General features: G+C 70.9%; 19 protein-coding genes. 15 read left to right on the top strand and 4 right to left on the bottom strand.

Features of this window, described 5'->3' with window-relative positions; translation table 11 throughout:
- The first annotated feature begins 13 nt into the window (after window positions 1-13).
- Window positions 14-514 carry an NUDIX hydrolase gene (locus AB0K05_RS07540; protein WP_148032499.1) on the top strand — a complete coding sequence of 167 codons (501 nt, stop codon included), beginning with the start codon at window positions 14-16 and terminating at the stop codon, window positions 512-514.
- Here the strand turns inward: AB0K05_RS07540 and AB0K05_RS07535 are convergent.
- Complete coding sequence (locus tag AB0K05_RS07535; RefSeq protein ID WP_364227482.1) at window positions 477-1,100, bottom strand: hypothetical protein; 624 nt, start codon at window positions 1,098-1,100, stop codon at window positions 477-479. The two genes, AB0K05_RS07540 and AB0K05_RS07535, sit on opposite strands and share 38 nt — an antisense overlap.
- A gap of 26 nt (window positions 1,101-1,126) precedes the next feature.
- Window positions 1,127-1,921: an HAD-IIA family hydrolase gene (locus AB0K05_RS07530; protein WP_148032500.1), complete on the bottom strand. Its 795-nt coding sequence runs from the start codon at window positions 1,919-1,921 to the stop codon at window positions 1,127-1,129.
- A gap of 61 nt (window positions 1,922-1,982) precedes the next feature.
- Here AB0K05_RS07530 and AB0K05_RS07525 point away from each other — a divergent pair, with 61 nt between their 5' ends.
- The 8 genes from AB0K05_RS07525 to AB0K05_RS07490 all read left to right on the top strand — a co-directional run bounded on the left by AB0K05_RS07525 (window position 1,983) and on the right by AB0K05_RS07490 (window position 10,984).
- Window positions 1,983-3,194: a M20 family metallopeptidase gene (locus tag AB0K05_RS07525; RefSeq protein WP_364227479.1), complete on the top strand. Its 1,212-nt coding sequence runs from the start codon at window positions 1,983-1,985 to the stop codon at window positions 3,192-3,194.
- Window positions 3,175-4,152, top strand: coding sequence for a zinc-dependent alcohol dehydrogenase family protein (locus tag AB0K05_RS07520; RefSeq protein WP_271276481.1), 978 nt, complete (start codon window positions 3,175-3,177; stop codon window positions 4,150-4,152). Before AB0K05_RS07525 ends, AB0K05_RS07520 begins: the two co-directional genes overlap by 20 nt.
- Window positions 4,153-4,315: 163 nt before the next feature.
- Window positions 4,316-6,139 (top strand): ABC transporter substrate-binding protein, encoded by a 1,824-nt coding sequence (locus tag AB0K05_RS07515; protein ID WP_271276482.1) that lies wholly within the window; start codon window positions 4,316-4,318, stop codon window positions 6,137-6,139.
- Window positions 6,140-6,141: 2 nt separating this feature from the next.
- Window positions 6,142-7,152 carry an ABC transporter permease gene (locus AB0K05_RS07510; RefSeq protein WP_148032504.1) on the top strand — a complete coding sequence of 337 codons (1,011 nt, stop codon included), beginning with the start codon at window positions 6,142-6,144 and terminating at the stop codon, window positions 7,150-7,152.
- Window positions 7,149-8,051 carry an ABC transporter permease gene (locus AB0K05_RS07505; protein ID WP_261808644.1) on the top strand — a complete coding sequence of 301 codons (903 nt, stop codon included), beginning with the start codon at window positions 7,149-7,151 and terminating at the stop codon, window positions 8,049-8,051. The genes AB0K05_RS07510 and AB0K05_RS07505 overlap by 4 nt, the downstream gene beginning before the upstream one ends.
- A 2-nt stretch (window positions 8,052-8,053) precedes the next feature.
- Window positions 8,054-9,040 (top strand): ABC transporter ATP-binding protein, encoded by a 987-nt coding sequence (locus AB0K05_RS07500; RefSeq protein ID WP_261808645.1) that lies wholly within the window; start codon window positions 8,054-8,056, stop codon window positions 9,038-9,040.
- Entirely contained in the window at window positions 9,037-10,047 is a 1,011-nt protein-coding gene (locus tag AB0K05_RS07495) for an ABC transporter ATP-binding protein (RefSeq protein ID WP_219544506.1), read from the top strand. Before AB0K05_RS07500 ends, AB0K05_RS07495 begins: the two co-directional genes overlap by 4 nt.
- Before the next feature lies 1 nt (window position 10,048).
- On the top strand, window positions 10,049-10,984 hold the full coding sequence (locus AB0K05_RS07490) for a GNAT family N-acetyltransferase (protein ID WP_364227471.1): 936 nt from the start codon (window positions 10,049-10,051) through the stop codon (window positions 10,982-10,984).
- A gap of 2 nt (window positions 10,985-10,986) precedes the next feature.
- On the opposite strand, the gene AB0K05_RS07485 is transcribed toward AB0K05_RS07490, so the two are convergent.
- Window positions 10,987-12,099 (bottom strand): DUF1343 domain-containing protein, encoded by a 1,113-nt coding sequence (locus AB0K05_RS07485; protein ID WP_364227468.1) that lies wholly within the window; start codon window positions 12,097-12,099, stop codon window positions 10,987-10,989.
- Between the two features lie 57 nt (window positions 12,100-12,156).
- Between AB0K05_RS07485 and murQ the strand changes: the two genes are divergently transcribed.
- The 5 genes from murQ to AB0K05_RS07460 all read left to right on the top strand — a co-directional run bounded on the left by murQ (window position 12,157) and on the right by AB0K05_RS07460 (window position 17,289).
- A complete protein-coding gene (gene murQ / locus AB0K05_RS07480) occupies window positions 12,157-13,056 on the top strand; it encodes an N-acetylmuramic acid 6-phosphate etherase (protein ID WP_364227465.1) in 900 nt (299 codons plus the stop codon).
- 62 nt (window positions 13,057-13,118) lie between these two features.
- A complete protein-coding gene (locus AB0K05_RS07475) occupies window positions 13,119-14,339 on the top strand; it encodes a serine hydrolase domain-containing protein (RefSeq protein WP_364227462.1) in 1,221 nt (406 codons plus the stop codon).
- A gap of 547 nt (window positions 14,340-14,886) precedes the next feature.
- Window positions 14,887-15,297: a hypothetical protein gene (locus AB0K05_RS07470; protein ID WP_364227459.1), complete on the top strand. Its 411-nt coding sequence runs from the start codon at window positions 14,887-14,889 to the stop codon at window positions 15,295-15,297.
- 181 nt (window positions 15,298-15,478) lie between these two features.
- Window positions 15,479-16,627, top strand: coding sequence for a histidine kinase (locus tag AB0K05_RS07465; RefSeq protein WP_364227456.1), 1,149 nt, complete (start codon window positions 15,479-15,481; stop codon window positions 16,625-16,627).
- Window positions 16,624-17,289, top strand: a complete 666-nt coding sequence (locus AB0K05_RS07460) for a response regulator transcription factor (protein ID WP_364227453.1) — start codon at window positions 16,624-16,626, stop codon at window positions 17,287-17,289. Before AB0K05_RS07465 ends, AB0K05_RS07460 begins: the two co-directional genes overlap by 4 nt.
- A 45-nt stretch (window positions 17,290-17,334) precedes the next feature.
- On the opposite strand, the gene AB0K05_RS07455 is transcribed toward AB0K05_RS07460, so the two are convergent.
- Entirely contained in the window at window positions 17,335-18,228 is an 894-nt protein-coding gene (locus AB0K05_RS07455) for a TIGR03619 family F420-dependent LLM class oxidoreductase (protein WP_364227450.1), read from the bottom strand.
- 634 nt (window positions 18,229-18,862) lie between these two features.
- On the opposite strand from AB0K05_RS07455, the gene AB0K05_RS07450 reads away from it, so the two are divergent.
- Entirely contained in the window at window positions 18,863-19,426 is a 564-nt protein-coding gene (locus AB0K05_RS07450) for a hypothetical protein (RefSeq protein ID WP_364227447.1), read from the top strand.
- The last annotated feature ends 83 nt before the right edge of the window (window positions 19,427-19,509 follow it).

Genomic DNA, 19,509 nt, shown 5'->3' with positions numbered 1-19,509 from the left:
ATATGGTGTCCTCATGCGACCCAGCGTCCGGGGCCTGCTCCTCGACGACGACGAGCACCTGGTGATCTTCCGCCGCACGGTGCCGGGCCGCGCCGTCTACTGGTCGGTGCCCGGCGGTCACGTCGAGCCCGGCGACGCCACGCTCGAACACACCCTCCGCCGCGAGCTGCTGGAGGAGCTGGGCGCGACGGTCTCGGCCGTGACGCCGCTGACCACGGTCAGCTATCCGTGGGAGGGCGGGGTGAAGACCCAGCACGTGTACGGGTGCCGCCTGGTGGCGATGGACCCCGCGCTGCGCCACGGGCCCGAGCTCGACGACCCGGGCCGGGGCGTCTACGAGGTGGAGCGGCTGCCGCTGGAGCGCGAGGAGATCACCTCCCGCCACGTGGTCCCCGAGGCGGTGGCCGCCTATCTGTCCGGCCACATCGAGGCGCTGCCCCGGCTCATCGAGGATCGTCCCCCCGCCGGCGCGGCCGTCAGCGACGGTCCTCGATCTCCCACAGATGGTCGATGACGTGCCAGGCGAGGCGGCGCCGGGCGTAGGCGGGCGGCCAGGCGGTCTCCACCGGCGGCCGCCACGGGCGCGAGAGCACCTCGGCCAGCTCGGCGCGGAGCGCGTCCACGTCGGCGCGTGACCGGTAGGGCTTGTGCCGCACCCCGACCTGCCGGGCGTAGGCGCGCTCGGAGTCCTGCAGGTGGTTCACCATCTTGGTCAGGTCGCGCCCGCCGCCGCGCGGCCCCTTGCGCAGCTCTTCCGGCGACTCCCCCGCCACCTCGTCGAAGAGCTCCCAGGCGGCCCGCAGCAGCGCCACCTCGCGCCGGGCGGTCTCCTCGCCGACCGGCTCCAGGTCCTGCTCCGGGACGGTCTCGGGAGCGCCGAAGTCGGTCGTCGTGCCGCCGCGCACCCGGGCGACGACCTCGGGCTCGCCGGGGTCGAAGGCCAGGCCGGCCCGCTCGGCGATCACGCGGTAGCGCGGGGCGTACTCCATCAGCCGGTCGATCGCGGCCTCCCCGTCCTTGGCCACACGGCACCAGCCGGGCCAGGCGAACGAGCAGGCGAAGACCTTCTTCGGCCCTTCTTCCAGGTAGATCCGGGTCATGGCGGCAAGCCTGCCACCCATACCTGTCAGTCTCCGGCAGGTTCCACCAGATCGACGAGGTCGGCGACCGAGTCGACGATGAGCGACGGGCGGAAGGGGAAGCGGTCGACCTCGTGACGCTGGGTGACGCCGGTCAGCACGAGGATGGTGAACAGCCCGGCCTCCATGCCGCACACGATGTCGGTGTCCATCCGGTCGCCGATCATCGCGGTGGTCTCGCTGTGGCCGCCGATCTCGTTGAGCGCGCTGCGCATCATCCGCGGGTTGGGCTTGCCGACGAAGTACGGCTGGACCCCGGTGGCGCGGGTGATCATGGCCGCGACGGCGCCGCAGGCGGGCAGCGACCCCTCGGTGGACGGGCCGATCGGGTCCGGGTTGGTGGCGATGAACCGGGCGCCGCCCTCGATGAGCCTGATCGCGCGGGTGATCTGGGTGAAGCTGTAGGTACGGGTCTCGCCCAGCACGACGTAGTCGGGGTCGAGGTCGGTGAGCACGTAACCGGCTCCGTGCAGGGCGGTGGTCAGCCCGGCCTCGCCGATGACGTAGGCGGAGCCGCCGGGCCGCTGGTCGTCCAGGAACTGGGCGGTGGCCAGCGCGGAGGTGTAGATGGACTCGGCGGGCACGTCGAGCCCGGCCGCGGCCAGCCGCACCGACAGGTCGCGCCGGGTGTAGATGGAGTTGTTGGTCAGCACCCGGAACCGCTTGGAGGAGTCGCTGAGCCGCTTGATGAAGGTGTCGGCGCCGGGCACCGGCCGCCCTTCGTGCACCAGGACCCCGTCCATGTCGGACAGCCAGAAGTCGATCCGCTTACGCTCGGTCACCGGATCATCCTAGCGAGTGCGGCATATCGACTTCTCAACCGGTGCATGAAGAATGTGACTCATGTCGTTCACCGAAGCCGCACAGGACATGCGGGACGAGCTCGTCCGGCTGCGCCACTCGCTGCACACCACGCCGGAGATCGGCCTGACGCTGCCCCGTACCCAGGAGAAGGTGCTGGCGGCCCTCGACGGGCTGCCCCTGGAGATCACCCTGGGCAAGGCGCTCAGCTCGGTGACCGCCGTCCTGCGGGGCGGCCGGCCGGGACCGGCCGTGCTGCTGCGCGGCGACATGGACGCGCTGCCCGTCGCCGAGCGCAACGACCTGCCGTACATCTCCCAGATCGAGGGACGGATGCACGCGTGCGGGCACGACCTGCACACGACCATGCTGGCGGGCGCGGCGCACCTGCTGAGCGCGCGCCGCGAGGAGCTGGCCGGAGATGTGATCTTCATGTTCCAGCCGGGCGAGGAGGGGCAGCACGGCGCCAGGCACATGATCGAGGAGGGGGTGCTGGACGCCGCCGGTGACCGGGCGGTGGCCGCGTACGGGATGCATGTCGTCTCCTCGATCCTGCCGGCGGGCGTGTTCGCCTCGCGGCCGGGGCCGATCATGTCGGCGGCCGACGTGTTCGAGGCCACGGTGAAGGGGCGCGGCGGGCACGGTTCCACCCCGCACCTGGCGCGCGACCCGATCCAGGCCGGGTGCGAGATGGTGACGGCGATGCAGACCATGGTCACCCGGACGTTCGACGCGTTCGACCCGGTGGTGGTGACCGTCGGCAGCTTCCACGGCGGGTCGGCCGACAACGTCATCCCGGACGAGGCAAGATTCGAGGCGACGGTCCGGACGTTCAGCGCGGGCAACCGGGCCCTGGCCAAGCGGCGCCTGGTCGAGGTGGTGGAGTCCATCGCGGCGGCGCACGACCTGAAGGTGGAGGCGTCGATCCGCATGGGCTATCCGGTGACGGTCAACGACGCCGCCGAGGCGGCGTTCGCGGGCGCGGCGGTGGACGAGCTGTTCGGTCCCGGCCGCTACGTCGTCGCGCCGAATCCGGCCATGGGGTCGGAGGACTTCTCGTACGTGCTGCAGGAGGTGCCGGGGACGTTCGTGTTCCTGGGCGCCTGCCCGCCCGGCCGCGACCCGGCGACCGCGCCCTACAACCACTCCCCCGAGGCGCTGTTCGACGACTCCGTGCTGCCCGACGGGGCGGCCCTGTACGCCTCGCTGGCCCACAGGCGCCTGGCGGCGGCCGATGCGGGCCTGGGCGGTTGACCGGCCGGGGCCGATCGCGTCCCGGCCGCTGGTCATGGTGGAGCGCCCGATGCCCGAGCCGGGCCCGGGCGAGGTGCTGGTGCGGGTGGAGGTGTGCGGCGCCTGCCGCACCGACCTCCACCTGGCCGAGGGCGACCTGCCGCCCCACCGGCCGCTGACCACGCCCGGCCACCAGGTGGTCGGGCGGGTGGTGCGGCCCGACGGGAGCGACGGGGAGCGGGTCGGGGTGGCCTGGCTGCGCTCGACCTGCGGGAGGTGCCGCTACTGCCGGCGCGGCGTGGAGAACCTGTGCCCGGAGTCCACGTACACGGGCTGGGACGCCGACGGCGGCTTCGCCGACTACCTGACGGCGCCGCGCGACTACGTCTACCCGCTGCCTGACGACGTGCCGGCCGAGCGGCTGGCGCCGCTGCTGTGCGCGGGCATCATCGGCTACCGCGCGCTGCTCCGCAGCGACCTGCCCGAGGGCGGGCGGCTGGGCATCTACGGGTTCGGCGCGTCGGCCCACTTGACCGCGCAGGCGGCCATCGCCATGGGCGCGGTCGTGCACGTGGTCACCCGCGCCGCCCGTCACCGGGAGCTGGCGCTCGAACTGGGCGCGGCCTCGGCCGGGGACCGGCCGCCCGAGCCGCTCGACTCGGCCATCCTGTTCGCGCCGGTCGGCGACCTGGTGCCGCCCGCGATGGAGGCGCTGGACCGGGGCGGCACGCTCGCCGTCGCCGGGATCCACCTGAGCGACATCCCGCCGCTTGACTACGACCGCCATCTCTTCCGGGAGCGGACGCTGCGCAGCGTCACGGCCAACACCCGGGCGGACGGGCGCGCGTACCTGGAGCTCGTGCGCGAGCACCCGCCGCAGGTCAGTAGCGTGGCATACACGTTCGAAGAGGCCGGCAGGGCGCTCTCGGACATCGCGCGCGACCGGGTCAAGGGCGCCGCCGTCATTCTCGTGGGCTGACGAGCCCGAGGCCTGTGGAGACAAACGCCGTCACGAGCACCCATGAAGGAAAGTTACATTAGCCTCACAACCACTGGAGATTATTGACGCACTCACCGCCTGACCGTAGGGTCCGGTCAATCCCACAGATCCTCATCAGGTCCGAACTTCCCCGGAGCGGTACATGAAGCGACTAGCAGCTGTAGTGGCGTTGCTGGGCCTTACCGCCGTCACAGCAGCGTGCAGTGGCAGCGGCACCCCCACCAATCAGTCCTCTTCGGGCGGCGGTGGCGGCGGGCTCTTCACCACGATCGACGTGAACAGGCCGGGCATCGACGCGAGCGGCCCCGCGAACCCGTACAACCCGAAGGGCAACTCCTTCCTCGGGTACAACGCGATGAAGCTCGCATGGGTCAAGAACCACCTGACCGACCCGAACCAGTTCTACCCGGGCATCGCCGAGAGCTGGGAGATCGCCCCGGACAACTCCGCGATCACCATCAAGCTGCAGCCGAACAACAAGTGGTCCGACGGCAAGCCGGTGACCGCCGAGGACGTCAGGCTGTCCATCGGCATCGCCTACACGCAGGGCAGCACCGCCTTCGCGATCACCCCCGGCGCGGCGGGCGCGGCGGCCGACGTCGAGGTCGTCGACGACAAGACGGTCAAGGTCACGCAGGACATGACCAACCCCAGCAGCAAGTTCGCCCGCGGCGTGCTCGACACCTTCGTGGCCCCCGCGCACATCTGGGGCAGCGTGCTGCCGGCCGACTTCTGGGACAAGCTCAAGGCCTCGCGCGGTGAGGGCGCGGACGCCGAGAAGGCCCGCGAGGAGATCACCGCCCTGGGCGAGAAGATCATCACCTTCGCCCCCGAGAAGGACGTCTCCGCCGGCCCCTTCATCCTGGAGCGGGTCAACCCCGGCGAGGCGCTGCTGGTGAAGAACAAGGAGTTCTACAACGCCGCCAACGTCGCCCCGGACCAGGTGAAGTTCCTCAACTACACCGGTAACGAGCAGATCTGGAACTACCTGATCTCCGGCAAGCTGGACCACGCGGGCTTCACCGCCGCCCCGGCCGACGTGATGAACCGGATCAAGCAGGCGCCCGGCACCAACATCATCAAGGGCTTCTCGCCGGTGGCCGTCGGCATGGCGTTCAACCAGACCAAGAAGCCGTACGACAACGTGCACGTGCGCCGCGGCCTGGCCTACCTGATCGACCGCGCCGAGGTCACCAAGGTCGCCTCGCCCGAGGGCGGCAACGCCGCGGTGACCACCTCCGGCATCCACCAGAAGCCGGCCCAGGAGTGGCTGGGCGCCGAGCTGAACAGCCTGGAGCCGTACAACGTCGACCCGGCCAAGGCCGAGGAGGAGTTCAAGGCCGCCGGGCTGCAGAAGAAGGACGGCAAGTGGGCGCTGGCCGACGGCAGCCCCTGGAAGGTCACCATGACCGCCCCGTCCGGCTTCTCCGACTGGATCTCCGCGCAGGAGAACATCAAGGGCCAGCTCGTCGAGGCGGGCGTGGACGCCGAGGTCGTCACCGTCGCCGACTACCCGCTGTACCTGGAGGAGATCGCGGCCGGCAAGTACGACGTCGGCTTCTGGCTGATCGCGCTCGGCCCCGCGCCGTACGACATCTACCAGCGTCTCTACGGCGCCTCCAACGGCTGGACCAACGTGGCCGGCAAGATCAAGCACGCCGAGCCGGGCAAGAGCGGCAACTGGATGGGCGGCGCGGAGAAGGTCGAGGTCGACGGCACCGAGATCAACCCGGGTGAGCTCACCGGCAAGCTGAACTCGGTCAGCGCCGAGGAGGCCAAGCCGATCATGCTCCAGCTGGCCAAGGCCGCCAACCAGGACCTGCCGGTCATCCAGCTGTGGGACTACGTGAACACCCAGTTCACCAACACGAGCCGGTTCACCGGCTTCCCCGAGCAGGAGAGCGACCTGCTCCGCCTGCCCGCCGGAGTCTGGATCCAGCTCGGCATGGTCAAGAAGACTCAGTAGGCATGACGGTCATCGCACGACGTCTCGCGGGCCACCTGGCCCGCGGGATCGTCATGATTCTCGTCGTCGCCACGATCAGCTTCTTCATCGTCCGCAACATCCCCGGCGACCCGGTTGCGGCGCGCTACCAGAAGCTGCTGGAGCAGGGCATGTCGCCGGAGGCGGCCGAGCGCGCCACGGCCGTGATGTACGGGTTCCTGCCCGAGGGCACGCTGTGGCAGCAGTACACGGACTACATGGCGGGCCTGTTCAGGTTCGACCTCGGCGTGTCCGTCACCCACCCCGGCTCTCCCGTGACCTCGGTGCTCGGCGAGGCCGCCAAGTGGACCGTTCTACCGGTGCTGGCCGGCACGCTGCTGAGCTTCCTGGTGGGCGTGATCATGGGCGTGTACGCGGCCATCAAGCGCTCCGGCAAGCTCGGCGACTTCCTGGCCATCTCCGGCTCGCTGCTGCACGGTGTGCCGCAGTACGTGCTGGCGCTGCTGATGGGCGCCATCTTCACGACGCTGATCCCGATCCTGCCGCAGGGCGGCACCGCCGACATCCTGTTCGAGCCCGGGTTCAACGCCGGCTACATCGGCTCGCTGATCGAGCACGCCACGCTGCCTGTCGTGACGTACGCGCTGGCCAGCTACGGAGGCTGGATCCTGGCCATGAAGTCGAGCGTGGTCACCGTGCTGGGCGACGACTTCATCCTGGCGGCCGAGCTGCGCGGGATGCGGCGGTCGATCATCTTCAGGTACGTGGCGCGCAACGCGATCCTGCCGCTGTTCACGATCCTGGCGCTCTCGCTCGGCCTGCTGTTCGGTGGCGCGATCTTCATCGAGAAGATCTTCAACTACCCGGGGCTCGGGTTCCTGCTCATCGACAGCGTCGTCAACCGCGACTACGCACTGATGGGCGGCGCGTTCCTGCTGATCACGGCGGCGATCATCGTGGCCAACATCCTGGCCGACCTGTTCTACACGGTCATCGACCCGCGGGTCCGCTCCGGTGAGGAGGCGTCGGCGTGAGCAGCGCGATCCTGGAGACCACCAGCACGGCGGCGACCATGCGCCGCAACTTCTGGCGCGGCGTCTGGCGGGTGATGAAGCGCAAGCCCAGCCGCCTGGTCGGCGCCGTCATCGTGCTCGGCTTCACGTTCATGGGCGTGTTCGGGCCGATGTTCTACCCCGAGGTGCTGCCGCGCGACACGAGCCAGCTGTACGCGCCGATGAGCGCCGAGCACTGGTTCGGCACCGACGGGCAGGGCCGCGACGTGCTCGCCCAGGTCATCACCGGCTCCCGGTACGTGCTGCTGAGCGCGCTGGTCACCGCGGTGATCACGGTCGTGCTCGGCACCGCGATCGGGCTGTTCTCCGGCTTCAAGCGGGGCCGCTGGGACACCGTGCTCATGCGGCTGACCGACATGAAGCTGACCATCCCCGGGCTGCCGCTGCTGCTCGTGCTCTCCACCGTGTGGTCGTTCGGCAGCGCGCTGGAGATGGGGCTGCTGCTGGGGCTGCTCGGCTGGGGCGGCGTGGCGCGGGCGGTGCGCTCGCAGACGCTGTCGCTGCGCGAGCGCGGCTTCATCGAGGCGGCACGCGGGCTCGGCCTGTCCACCACCCACATCGTGGGCAAGGAGCTGCTGCCGAGCATGGCCCCGTACATCGCGATGAACATGCTCATCGCGGTCACCGGCGCCGTGTACGCGCAGGTGGGCCTGTTCTTCCTGGGCGTGCTCCCGTACGAGGCGGACAACTGGGGCGTCATGCTCAACCTGTCCGTGTTCGGCGGCGGGGCGCTGACCACGACCGCCGCGCTGCCGTACATGCTGGCGCCGCTGCTGGCGATCCTGCTGCTCACGCTCGGCATCGTGCTCGTGGTCGACGCCATGGACGAGATCTTCAACCCCCGGCTGCGTGAGGAGTAGGAGTGCCAGGACAAGCGCCGGGAGTGCGCATCGACGGCCTGACGGTCGTCTACAAGACACCCGCGGGCGAACTGCCCGCCGTACGGGACGTGGCGCTGACGCTGGAGCCCGGTACGATCACCGGCATCGTCGGGGAGTCCGGCTCGGGCAAGTCGACGCTGGCGCTGTCGCTGCTGAACGCGGTGCAGCCGCCCGGCCGCATCGCGGCGGGCAGCGTGGACATCGACGGGCTCGGCGACGTGGTCGGGCTGCGCGGCGAGGAGCTGCGCAAGGCGCGCGGCAAGCACGTCGGGTACGTCTTCCAGGCCGCCCAGAACTCCCTCAACCCGCTCAAGACGGTCGGCAAGCAGGTGCTCGACCTGGGCCGCTCGCACGGCGTGGAGGACCTGCGCGGCCTGGTCCGCGACGCCAGGGAGCTGCTCGGCCGGATGGGCCTGGACGGGGCGCGGGTGCTCGACTCGCACCAGCACGAGCTGTCGGGCGGCATGCGCCAGCGGGTCGGCATCATGCTGGCGCTGGTGCTCAACGCCCACCTGGTGGTGCTGGACGAGCCGACCACCGCGCTCGACATGATCACTCAGGCGAACATCCTGAAGATCGTCCGCGAGGTGCACGCCGAGCGCGGCCTCACCACGCTGGTGATCACCCACGACATCGGGGTGGTGGCCGAGGTCGCCGACCGGCTCGCGGTCATGTACGGCGGCAGGCTGGTCGAGCAGGGGCCGACCAGGCAGGTGCTCGGCGACCCCCGCCACCCCTACACCAAGGGCCTGATCAGGGCCATCCCCCGGCTGACCGGCGACATCGCCGAGGCGCGGGCACTGCCCGGCCGGCCGCCGACGCTGACGACCGTGCCCGAGCGGGGCTGCGTGTTCAGGGACCGGTGCGAGCTGCGGATGGACGTCTGCGACACCGACGACCCCGCGGCCGTCGCGCACGGGGACCGGATCGTGGCCTGCCACGCGGTGAAGGTGAGGGAGCACGCGTGATCACCGGAGAAGGCATCGTCAAGACCTTCAAGCAGCGCGGCAACGTGCTCGGCGCACGCGAGGTGCGGGCGCTGCGCGGGGTGGACTTCGCCATCCCCAAGGGCGGCGCGGCCTCGTTCATCGGCGAGTCCGGGTGCGGCAAGACGACGCTGGGCCGGATCATCGCCGGCCTGGAGACCTACGACGAGGGCGAGCTGACGCTCGACGGCGTGCCCATGTCGTCGCTGAAGCCCAAGCAGCGCCAGCCGCACTTCCGCAAGATCCAGCTGATCCACCAGGACCCGTACTCGGCGCTGAACCCGACCCGCACCATCCACCAGACGCTGAACGCCCCGCTGACCCTGCGCGCCAAGCAGACCGGGCGGTCCAAGGCGTGGATCGAGGAGCGGGCCGCCGAGGTGCTGTCGATGGTCGGGCTCGACCCGGGCAGCGTGCTGGCCCGCTACCCGCACCAGCTCTCGGGCGGCATGCGGCAGCGCGTGGTCATCGCGCGGGCGCTGACCGTGGACCCGGAGATGCTGGTCGCCGACGAGGCCGTGTCGATGATCGACGTCTCGCTCCGGCTGGGCATCCTGGCGCTGCTGAAGGACCTGCGCGAGCGGCTCGGGGTGGCGGTGCTGTTCATCACCCACGACGTGGCCACCTCGCGCTACATCGGCGACGACGGCGAGCTGTACGTGATCTACCGGGGTCAGGTCGTGGAGCGGGGGCCGGTGGACACGGTGATCGCCGACCCGGTGCATCCGTACACGCAGTCGCTGCTGTCGGCGATCCCGGTGCTGCACGGCCTGGAGCGGCCCGGCGAGCAGCCGGTGACGCCGGTGGAGTCGATGGAGGCCGGGCAGGACGAGTCGGGCTGCCTGTTCGCGCCGCGCTGCCCGTTCCGCGGCGAGCGCTGCGCGGACGAGCGCCCCCTGCTGCAGGTGACGGAGGGCATCCCGCAGGAGCACGCCTGCTTCTACCCGGAGCGGCGCAGTGTCGTGGCCCGCCCGATGAGCGAGGTGTGAGGTGACCTCCCACCCCACCGTCCCCACGCCCCCGCCCGGAGAGACGGGGGAGGTCCGGGTGCTGCGCAAGCTGCGCGGCGCCGATCTGGCGCGGGCCGCCGAGGTGGCGCGGGCGGCGCTCGTCCATGACGCGGAAGAGGCCGGGGCGCTGGTGGAGAGGCTGGCCGCGCCGCCGGCCAACCGCCGCTGGGCCGCGCTGGTGACCGGCGGCGGGCTCGCCATGGCGTCGATGTCCACCGCGGACCCGGCCGTCGGCCACGTCGACCTCCTCGCCGTACACCCCGATCACCAGGGCCTGGGCGGCGGCCGGGCGCTGCTGCGCGCGGCCGAGGAGTGGCTGCGCGGCCAGGGCGCCCGCCGGGTCCGCCTGGCCGGGAACCCGCCCTGCTACGCCTGGCCCGGCATCGACGTGCGCTACACGCCCGCCGCCTGCCTGGCCGAGAGCCTCGGCTACGAGCTCGACCGCACGGCCTGGAACATGACCGCGGACTTGGACACAGACCTGGACACCGACCTGGACACCGACCTTGACGTGCGGGCCGACGTGGAGCGCCTGGCCAAGATCGGCATCGAGGTCCGCGCGGCCGGCGGCGACCGGGAGCGGGTGGCGGAGTTCGCCCGTGAGCACTGGAACGACGCCTGGGCCTGGGAGGCCGTCAACGCCTCCGGCCTGCACTACGCCGAGCGCGACGGCCGCGTGCTGGCCTTCGCCGCCTGGGGCACCCGCCCGTCCTGGTTCGGGCCGATGGGCACCGCGCCCGAGGCCCGCGGCACCGGCCTGGGCCGGGTGCTGCTCCGGCTCTGCCTGGCCGACATGCGCGCGGCCGGGCAGCGGACCGCCCAGATCGGCTGGGTCGGCCCGCTGCGGTTCTACGCGCGCGCCGTCGGCGCCCGCGCCGAGCGCGTCTTCTGGCTGTACGGGCGCGAACTGGCGTGAAGTCAGCCGTAGAGGAGAGGTCCGTCAGGGGGAGCGGGCTCGGCGCACAGGCCGCGCGGATCCTCCCCGGCGTCCAGGCACCTGGTCAGGCTGCCGGACCCCCACAGGTGGTACATGAACTGCTCCGGCCCCCGCCACTCCAGGTGCCCCGGGTAGAGCGTGCGCGCCACGTGCAGCATGCTCACCCCGGTCAGCACCGGCCGGAACGCCTCCGGGTCGTGCACGTGCAGCTGAACTCCCCGTACCGGGAGGCCGGCGTGCTTGTGGAAGGTGGGCGTGAACCACGTCTCCCTGAACCGCACGCCGGGCAGGCCGAGCGCGGCCAGCGCGGGGGCGAACCGCTCGTCGGCGTAGGGGGCGCCGACGAGCTCGAAGGGCCGGGTGGTGCCGCGGCCCTCGGAGAAGTTCGTGCCCTCGAACAGCCCGGTCCCCGGGTAGACGAGCGCGGTGTCGGGGGTGGGCATGTTGACCGACGGCATCACCCAGGGCAGGCCGGTGGCCGCGAACGTCATGTCGCGCCACCAGCCCTCCATGGTGACCACGCGCAGGTCGGCGTCGAAGCCGAACAGCGTGGCCAGCTCCCCCGCGGTCCTGCCGTGGCGCAGCGGCAGCGGGAAGCGGCCCACGAAGCTGGCGAACGCCGGGTCGAGCGGCGGGCCCTCGGTGACGGTCCCGCCGAGCGGGTTCGGCCGGTCCAGCACGACGAACCGCAGGCCCAGCCGGGCGGCCGAGGCGAGCAGGTCGTACATCGTCCAGACGTAGGTGTAGAAGCGGGCGCCCACGTCCGCGATGTCGAACACCAGCGTGTCCACGCCGGAGCGCTCCACCAGCTCGTCCAGCGCCTCGCCCTCGGTCTTGTGCGTGTCGTATACCGGCAGCCCGGTCCTGGCGTCCACCGCGTCGCCCTCGCTGAAGCCGGCCTGCGCGGTGCCGCGGACGCCGTGCTCGGGACCGAACAGCGCCGTCAGCGGCACTCCGGCCGCCAGCAGCGCGTCCGCGGTCGGGGTCAGATCGGGCAGGACCCCGGTGGGGTTGGTGATGAGGCCGAGGCGCGTCCCGCCGGCCAGCGACGGATCCGCGGCCAGCCGTTCGGCTCCGGTGCGTACGTATGACATGAACCCATTGTCTGAAAGATATTTACAAGAGAGAAGTAGAGGGTGGAAATTAGCGTCATGATTGATCCGCTACCAGAGCCGTCCACCGAGCAGAGCGATCCCCGTTACAGCCAGATCGACCGGCTGCCGACGCTGCAGATCGCCCGACTGATGAACGAGGCCGACGCCGCGGTGCCGGCGGCCGTGGCCCTCGCCATCCCGGCCATCTCCGACGCGATCGACGCGATCTCCGAGCGGATGAGCAAGGGCGGCAGGCTGCTGTACGTCGGCGCGGGCACGTCGGGCCGGCTGGCCGTGCTGGACGCGTCCGAGTGCCCGCCGACCTTCGGCACCGACCCGGAGCTGGTCCAGGGCGTCATCGCGGGCGGTCATGAAGCGCTCACCCGCTCGGTCGAGGGCGCCGAGGACGACGCGGACGCGGGCGCCGCCGCCCTGGCGGAGCTGGAAGTGGGCCCCCTCGACTCGGTGGTGGGCGTCTCGGCCAGCGGGCGCGCCCCTTTCGTGCTGGGGGCGCTGGCGGAGGCGGGCCGCCGGGAGGCGCTCACCGTCAGCCTGTCGTGCAACGAGGGCGCGCCGCTGTCGGCCGCCGCCGAGCACCCGATCGAGGTCGTGGTGGGCCCCGAGGTGGTGACGGGCTCCACCCGGCTCAAGGCGGGTACGGCCCAGAAGCTGGTGCTCAACATGATCTCGACGATCTCGATGGTCCGGCTCGGCCGCACGTACGGCAACCAGATGATCGAGATGTCGGCGATGAACAGCAAGCTGGCCTCGCGCGCGGTGCGCATGGTCAGCGACATCACCGGGGCGGGCCACGAGGCGGCCGGCCGGGCGCTGGCCGAGGCGGGCGGGCAGGCCAAGGTGGCGGTGCTGATGATCAGGCACAAGCTGGACGCGGAGGGCGCCCGCGCGCTGCTGCGTTCCCACGGGGAGCGGCTCAGCGACGCGCTGAGCGGCTGACGGGGATCTGTCGACTCGGGGGTCCTGGGTTTGGGTTCATTCGACGTACGGGGGGCTAGAGGATGTCCGATCGGCTGGACGCGATCTTGGCGGAGGCCGTGCCGGGGGTGTGCCCGGCGGCTGTCGCGCTGATCGCCGTGGACGGCGCGGTCGTGGCGGCCTCGGCCGCCGGCGAGCTGGTGCGCTACCGGGACGCCGCGTTCACGCTCGCCGAGTACAGGCCGCCCGCGAGCCGCGAGGCCGTCTTCGACCTGGCCTCGATCAGCAAGCTGTTCACCACGGCCGCCGTCTTGTCGCTGGCCGAGGAGGGCGTGCTGGGCCTGGACGAGCCGGTGGCGGCCTGGCTGCCGGGCCGCGACCCGCGGATCACCCTGCGCCGCCTGCTGACGCACACGGCGGGGTTCCAGCCCACCCGCCGCATCGACCTGGAGCTCCCGGACGCCTCTCCGGCCGCGCGCATGGCGGCCATGGTCTCGACACCGGTGACCTCTCCGGTGGGCGGGCCGTACCTGTACTCGGACGTGGGCCTGGTGATGGCGGGCCGGGTGGCGGAACTGGCCTCCGGCACCCCCCTCGACCAGCTGGTCCGCGCCCGCGTGACCGGCCCCCTGAACCTGACGGCCACGGGTTACCGCCCGGTCTCCAGCACTCCCACCCAGCCCACGACCGACAGCGGGCCCCCGTACGAGATCGGCTCCCCCACTCACGGCGAGCCACCGTACGAGAAAGGCTCCCGCACTCGCGGTGGGCCGCTCCACGAGATCGGCTCCCCCACCCCGCCTGCGCCCACGGGCGGGCCGTCTCAGGGGGCCGCCGACCTTTCACGGGTCGCCGCCACCGAGTGGAAGCCCGAGCGACCGGGGCCGGGCTGCGTGCGGGGTGAGGTGCACGACGAGACCTCGTACGCGCTCGGCGGGGTGGCGGGACACGCCGGCGTCTTCGGCACCGCGGACGACGTGCTGGCGCTCGGCGAGGCGCTCAGGCTGGGCGGCGGGGCGGCACTGCGCCCGGACACCGTGGCCGAGATGCTGCGCGACCAGGGCGTGACCGGCGCGCCGTTCCGGCACGGGCTCGGCGTCCGCATCGGCGACCCGGGCATCGTCGGCCCGCTGGACGACGCGTTCGGCCACTCCGGCTTCACGGGCACCTCCCTGATCGTCTCCCCGTCCCACCGCCTGACGGCGGTCCTCCTGACGAACGCCGTACACCCGCTACGCGGCCGCCCGGGCATCCGCGACCTACGCACCGCAGTCGCGACCGAAGCCCTGCGCCTGTCCTCCTAGACCCCACTCACCAAGCCCACACGCGCTACGCAGCCACCCGCAAGCCACGTACGAGTGTCGCGCCCATGCGGACAACCGCCCCCACACCAACACCACGCCCCCCGCGAACCGTGCACGACGGTCGCGACCGCGACTATGACAGCGGTCGCCTTCGGGTGCCGGCCCGACCTGCTGCGCATGGGCAGGTCGCCGGGGCATGCCGCGCCGTGCGCCGCACGCGGCGAAGGTACTGTCGGACCCGGCCTACCGCCCGCAAGATCGCCCGCCGGCTGAACAAGGGCGAGAGCCTGCACGCGCTGCGCCCAGCAGGGCGCCATCTCCAAGTCGGCCTGGCCGCTCAGAGCCACGATCCAGAAGCCCTGACAGTCTCGGCCTCGTGCGGTCGGTCGAGGCCTGATGCCTACTCCCTTCGGGGTAACGCGTACAGCGAACGGTGCAAGGTCAAGTGACGATCAACGGACGACGCGCTCCCGCTGCGGCCCGGCCTAGCGTTTCTCCTCGAGATAGCCGGATGAGAGCTGGAGGAATCGCCATGAGCAAGAGAGTGATGACTGCGATCGCCGGGCTGAGCTTGACAGCCGGTTTGCTGGGACTGGCCGGCGCGCCGGCTGGTGCCCAGGCCGGCACGGCCGGCGAGGCTGCCACCGCCGCGATGGCCGCGCCGAAGCCGCCGAAGGGCGCCAGGGCGGTGGTTCAGGTCAGCCCCAACCCCACCACCAAGCGCAGCCAGGAGGTGACGATCACCGGCCACTGCGGCGGCGGCAAGGGGCTCAAGGCCGTGCTCGCCGGGCTCGACAGGAAGCACCCGGTGTTGCAGAACATCCGCGTCGTCAAGGATGACCCGAAGGGATTCGTGGCCAAGGCGACCCTCAACCCCAAGATCGGTAACGGCGTCGGCCCCGTGTTCGTCGACTGTGGCGGCGAGGCAGGCGTGACCCTCTTGGTCACCCACGTCTGATCCGAACCTGCCCGACCCAGGCTGGGGATCCAGAACTTCCCCAGTCCTTGAGCCCGCCGGTCCACGCGACTACGGAAGCCGAACACCACGACGGCGTCGCCCATGTCACCACCTGGGCGACGCCGTCCGGTACGCCCCAGCCTCGTGTTACACCTGTCGCCCCTCGAGAAAGAGCCTCCGCATGGCCGAGCCGCCCCCACGGCGCGAACCCGCTCCTGTCCGGCACCTTGCCCGGATCACCGACATCACGCTCGCTGCCCTCACCTTGGTCTTCTTCGTCGCCGTAGCCCTCGCCACCGGGGTGCACAACCCCTGGCAGGGCCCGATCCCCCTCGGGCTGCTTCTCGGAGCACTCCTGCTGGTCAGACACCGCTGGCCGATGACCGTGCTGCTGCTGTCGATCAGCGGGATCTTCGTCTATCACCTCACCGGACATTGGTCTCCCGCCGGTTGGATCTGGCCGGCCGCGGTCGCCTACTTCACCGCCGCCACCACACCGCGCGTGCGCTGGGTGGCCGCCATCGGCCTGGCCCAACTGGTCTACTCCGCGGTCGAATTCCGCTCGGTCCTGGACCGCAACCCGACCCACTACGTGCTCCACGTCGCGGGGGAAGGACTGCTCCTGGCGATCCTCATCGCCGCGGGCCTCACCTACGCCGCCGCGATGCGCTGGCGCGAACGGCTGCGCGAAACCGACAGCCGTGCGCACGCCGCCGAGGAACGGCTGCGCGTCTCGCACGAGGTTCACGACGTCATCGCCCACACGCTGGCCGTCGTCGGCGTGCAGCTCAATGTCGCCGCCGACGCGCTGGAGGAGGACCCGGCAGCGGCCGCCGCCGCGCTACGCCTGGCAAAGGATGTCAGGAACCGGGCGATGACCGACCTCCGCTCCCTCATCACGATCTTGCGTGACAATCCCGGCGACACCGCGCCCCAGGCGGATCTGGCCTCCTTGGACACCCTCATCGCCGACGCCCGCACCGCCGGACTCGAGGTGACCCTCGACGAGCACGGCGACCGCGCGGCCGTCCCCGCCATTACCGCCATCGCCGTTCACCGTGTCGTACAGGAGTCCCTCGCCAACACGCTCAAGCACGCCGGGGCGAGCGAAGCCAAGGTGACGATCGGCTACCAGCCTCGCTCGATCATCGTCGAGATCGCCGACAACGGCCGCAGCGTCCCGGGCGGCACCGATGTCATTGAAGGCCATGGCCTGGCCGGCATGCGCGAGCGGGTGAGCGCACTCGGGGGCGCACTCACCGCAGGACCTGTCCCCGGCGGCGGCTTCGCCGTGCGGGCCGACATCCCTGTGGCAGGCTCGACGGCATGACGATCAAGGTGCTCATCGCCGACGACCAGGCACTCGTACGGGCCGGCTTCCGCAGCCTGCTGGCCCGCTCCCGGGACATCACGGTCGTCGGCGAAGCCCTGGACGGCGACGAAGCCGTACGGCTGGCCGCGAGCACCCACCCCGACGTGATCCTCATGGACATCCGCATGCCGGGCACCGATGGGATCACCGCCACCCGCCGCATCGTCACCGACCCGGCCACTCTGGGCTGTCGCGTCATCATCCTCACCACGTTCGACACCGACGAACACGTCTTCGCCGCCCTACGCGCCGGAGCCAGCGGCTTCCTCACCAAAGAGGTCGAACCCGCCGAACTTCGCCGGGCGGTCGCCGCCGTCGCCGGCGGAGACGCGCTCCTGTCTCCAGGCGTGACGCGGCGCGTCATCGAGCAGTTCGCCCACCGGCAGGACCTCATGCCCGGTGCGGGGCAGCGGCTGGCCGCCCTCACCTCCCGGGAACTGGAGACGGTCAAGCTCGTGGCGCTCGGACTCTCCAACAAAGAGATCGCCGAGCGCCTCGTCATCAGTCCGCTCACTGCCAAGACTCACATCACCAGGGCCATCGCCAAGCTGAACGTGCGCGACAGGGTCCAGTTGGTCATCCTGGCCTACGAGAGCGGCCTGATACGGCCCGGCGCCTGACATCGCCGTGCGACACAGAATACGAAGTGGGCATGTTCGGGAAGGCTAGGCGGACGGGGCGAGGGCCTCCAGGAGGTCCTCGGCGTGGCGCAGTGCCTCGTCAGGGGAGGCGGTGACGACGTGCGGGTCGAAGTTGAGGTCGTGGAAGAGGTCGGTCACGCCCTGCTCCGCCAGCCAGGCGACATCGCCCCTGATCTCCTCCACGGTGCCCGTCAGCCGCCGCCGCTCCCCCGGCTCGGGCCGCACCCGGGTGACGCCCCGGCAGACGAACCGCAGGGCCCCGGCGTCCCGCCCGGCCTCCGAGGCCGCCGCCTTCACCAGCGCGATGCGCCCGGCGATGCCCGACAGGTCCTCGCGGCTGGAGCTCACCCACCCGTCGGCCAGCCGTCCGGCTCTGCGCAGCGCCACCTCGGCCGTGCCGCCCAGCAGGATCGGCGGCGCCGGGGACGGCTTAGGGTCGGCGTACGACGGCGAGATCCGGTAGAACTCGCCCTGGTGCTCCACCACCTCGTCGCCCCACATCTTGCGCAGCACCTCGACGAACTCCTCGCCCCTGCGCCCGCGCCGCGCGAAGCCGACCCCGGCCGCCTCGAACTCCTCCTCCACCCACCCGAGCCCCAGCCCGGCCGTCAGCCTGCCGCCCGAGAGGGTCTGCAGGGTGGCGAGTTGCTTGGCCAGCGGCACCGGCTGCACGAACGCGTTCACCACCGCCACCCCGAGCCGGATCCGCTCGGTCACGCCGGCCAGGTAGGACAGCGTGATCAGCGGGTCGTGCACGCTGCGATAGGTGGGCCCCATCTCGTGCCCCACCGGATAGAGCATCCGCTGGAAGGTCCACAGCTCGTGGTATCCGAGCCGCTCCGCCCGGGTGGCGATCGTGCGCATGGCCTGCGGCGTGGCCCACGCCCCTGACTGGGGCACGGCGAATCCGATTCTCATGCCCCTAGTCTGACCGACCCGAACTCCTCCCCCAGAGGGGCTCATGACCTGGGAGGAGGATCGACACTCACGGTCCACCGGTGCGGCCATTGCGCGCATACTCCGTAGCGGCGTCCTGGGTCACGTCCACGGACGTGACCTTCGCCGTGAAAGCCGCAGGCTAGTCCCTTGGACGTCACCCTCGTTCCGGGCCTCCGCCACGAGGCCACGCATGAACTGCATGACGAACCAAGACTCCAGCAGCAACGCGATCAGGATCGTCGGCAGAATCTGCGCGGCCGTGGCAAGAACGCTTCCGTCCCCATGTCACGTAATCGCGATCAAGCGGGTCAGCGTTCCACCACGCGGCGCAGCGCGGACGGGCCAGGCGACATGTGCACCAGCCGCTGACCTTCATCACTGATCACCACCTCCTCCCGCTACGCCACGCGATCAGATGCCCCCAGCAACACAATGGGGTATGGGACGGAAGCCGCCACGGCGAACATCAATCCTGCGCACCGCACCACGCCCCTTCGCGCGAACCACCACACGACTCGCCGCTCGCCCCCGGCCGCGTCCGCGGCGGCGTGTCCGAGACGTCCGCTGGAACGTCCAAGCATGGGCCGCCGTCGCCACCGTCCTAGCTGGCCTCATGTCCATCCCCGCGCTCCTCATCTCCATGAACGCCTTAGAGATCAGCGAACAACAGCGGACCGACGCACTCGCGCAACGCGCTGAGGACAAGCGCGAGAAGGAGAGAGCCAAGGCCGAGGAAGAAGCCAACGCGAGAACGGCGTTCATCCGAAACTTCGATGTTTCGGGCGGCCCATCTGTCGGGGGAGCTCACTACAACATCCGCAACGCCAACCCTCGCCGAGCCCAGCTGTGGGTTAGGGCCACATCATCAGACCTGGCTGAGGGGACGTACATCTACTCGGTCATGATCGATGCTTGCAGCGAGGCATCAGTCACCGTCCCTATTCCCTTCAGCCCCGGCCCTTCAAGAAGCAACTCGTACGACCCCAGACAAAAGGTCAGATTGGCCGTGGCGGAAGGGCGCTCGGTGGACGTCCGGGATCTGAAGAGCTCGGTGGGCGTCTGGGATCTGAGTGATGGGAACAAGCCGATCAGCCTTTCTCAATGGGCCGGAGGCGAGCTGCCACTCATACTTGGGGACCCGACGAACGTCCGGAAAGACATCCTGCCCTGCACCTGACAGCACGTCACCCCACCTCCTCCGCGACCAGGCCCACCCCTCGACCCCGCTCACGTGATTCCCACACGACCCGCACACGAAGA

Origin of the sequence: Nonomuraea sp. NPDC049486, assembly GCF_040676925.1 — a bacterium.
GTDB classification, from domain to species: Bacteria; Actinomycetota; Actinomycetes; order Streptosporangiales; family Streptosporangiaceae; genus Nonomuraea; species Nonomuraea ferruginea.
Note: the sequence above shows the minus strand (reverse complement) of the source record. Positions and strands in the feature narration are given on the sequence as shown.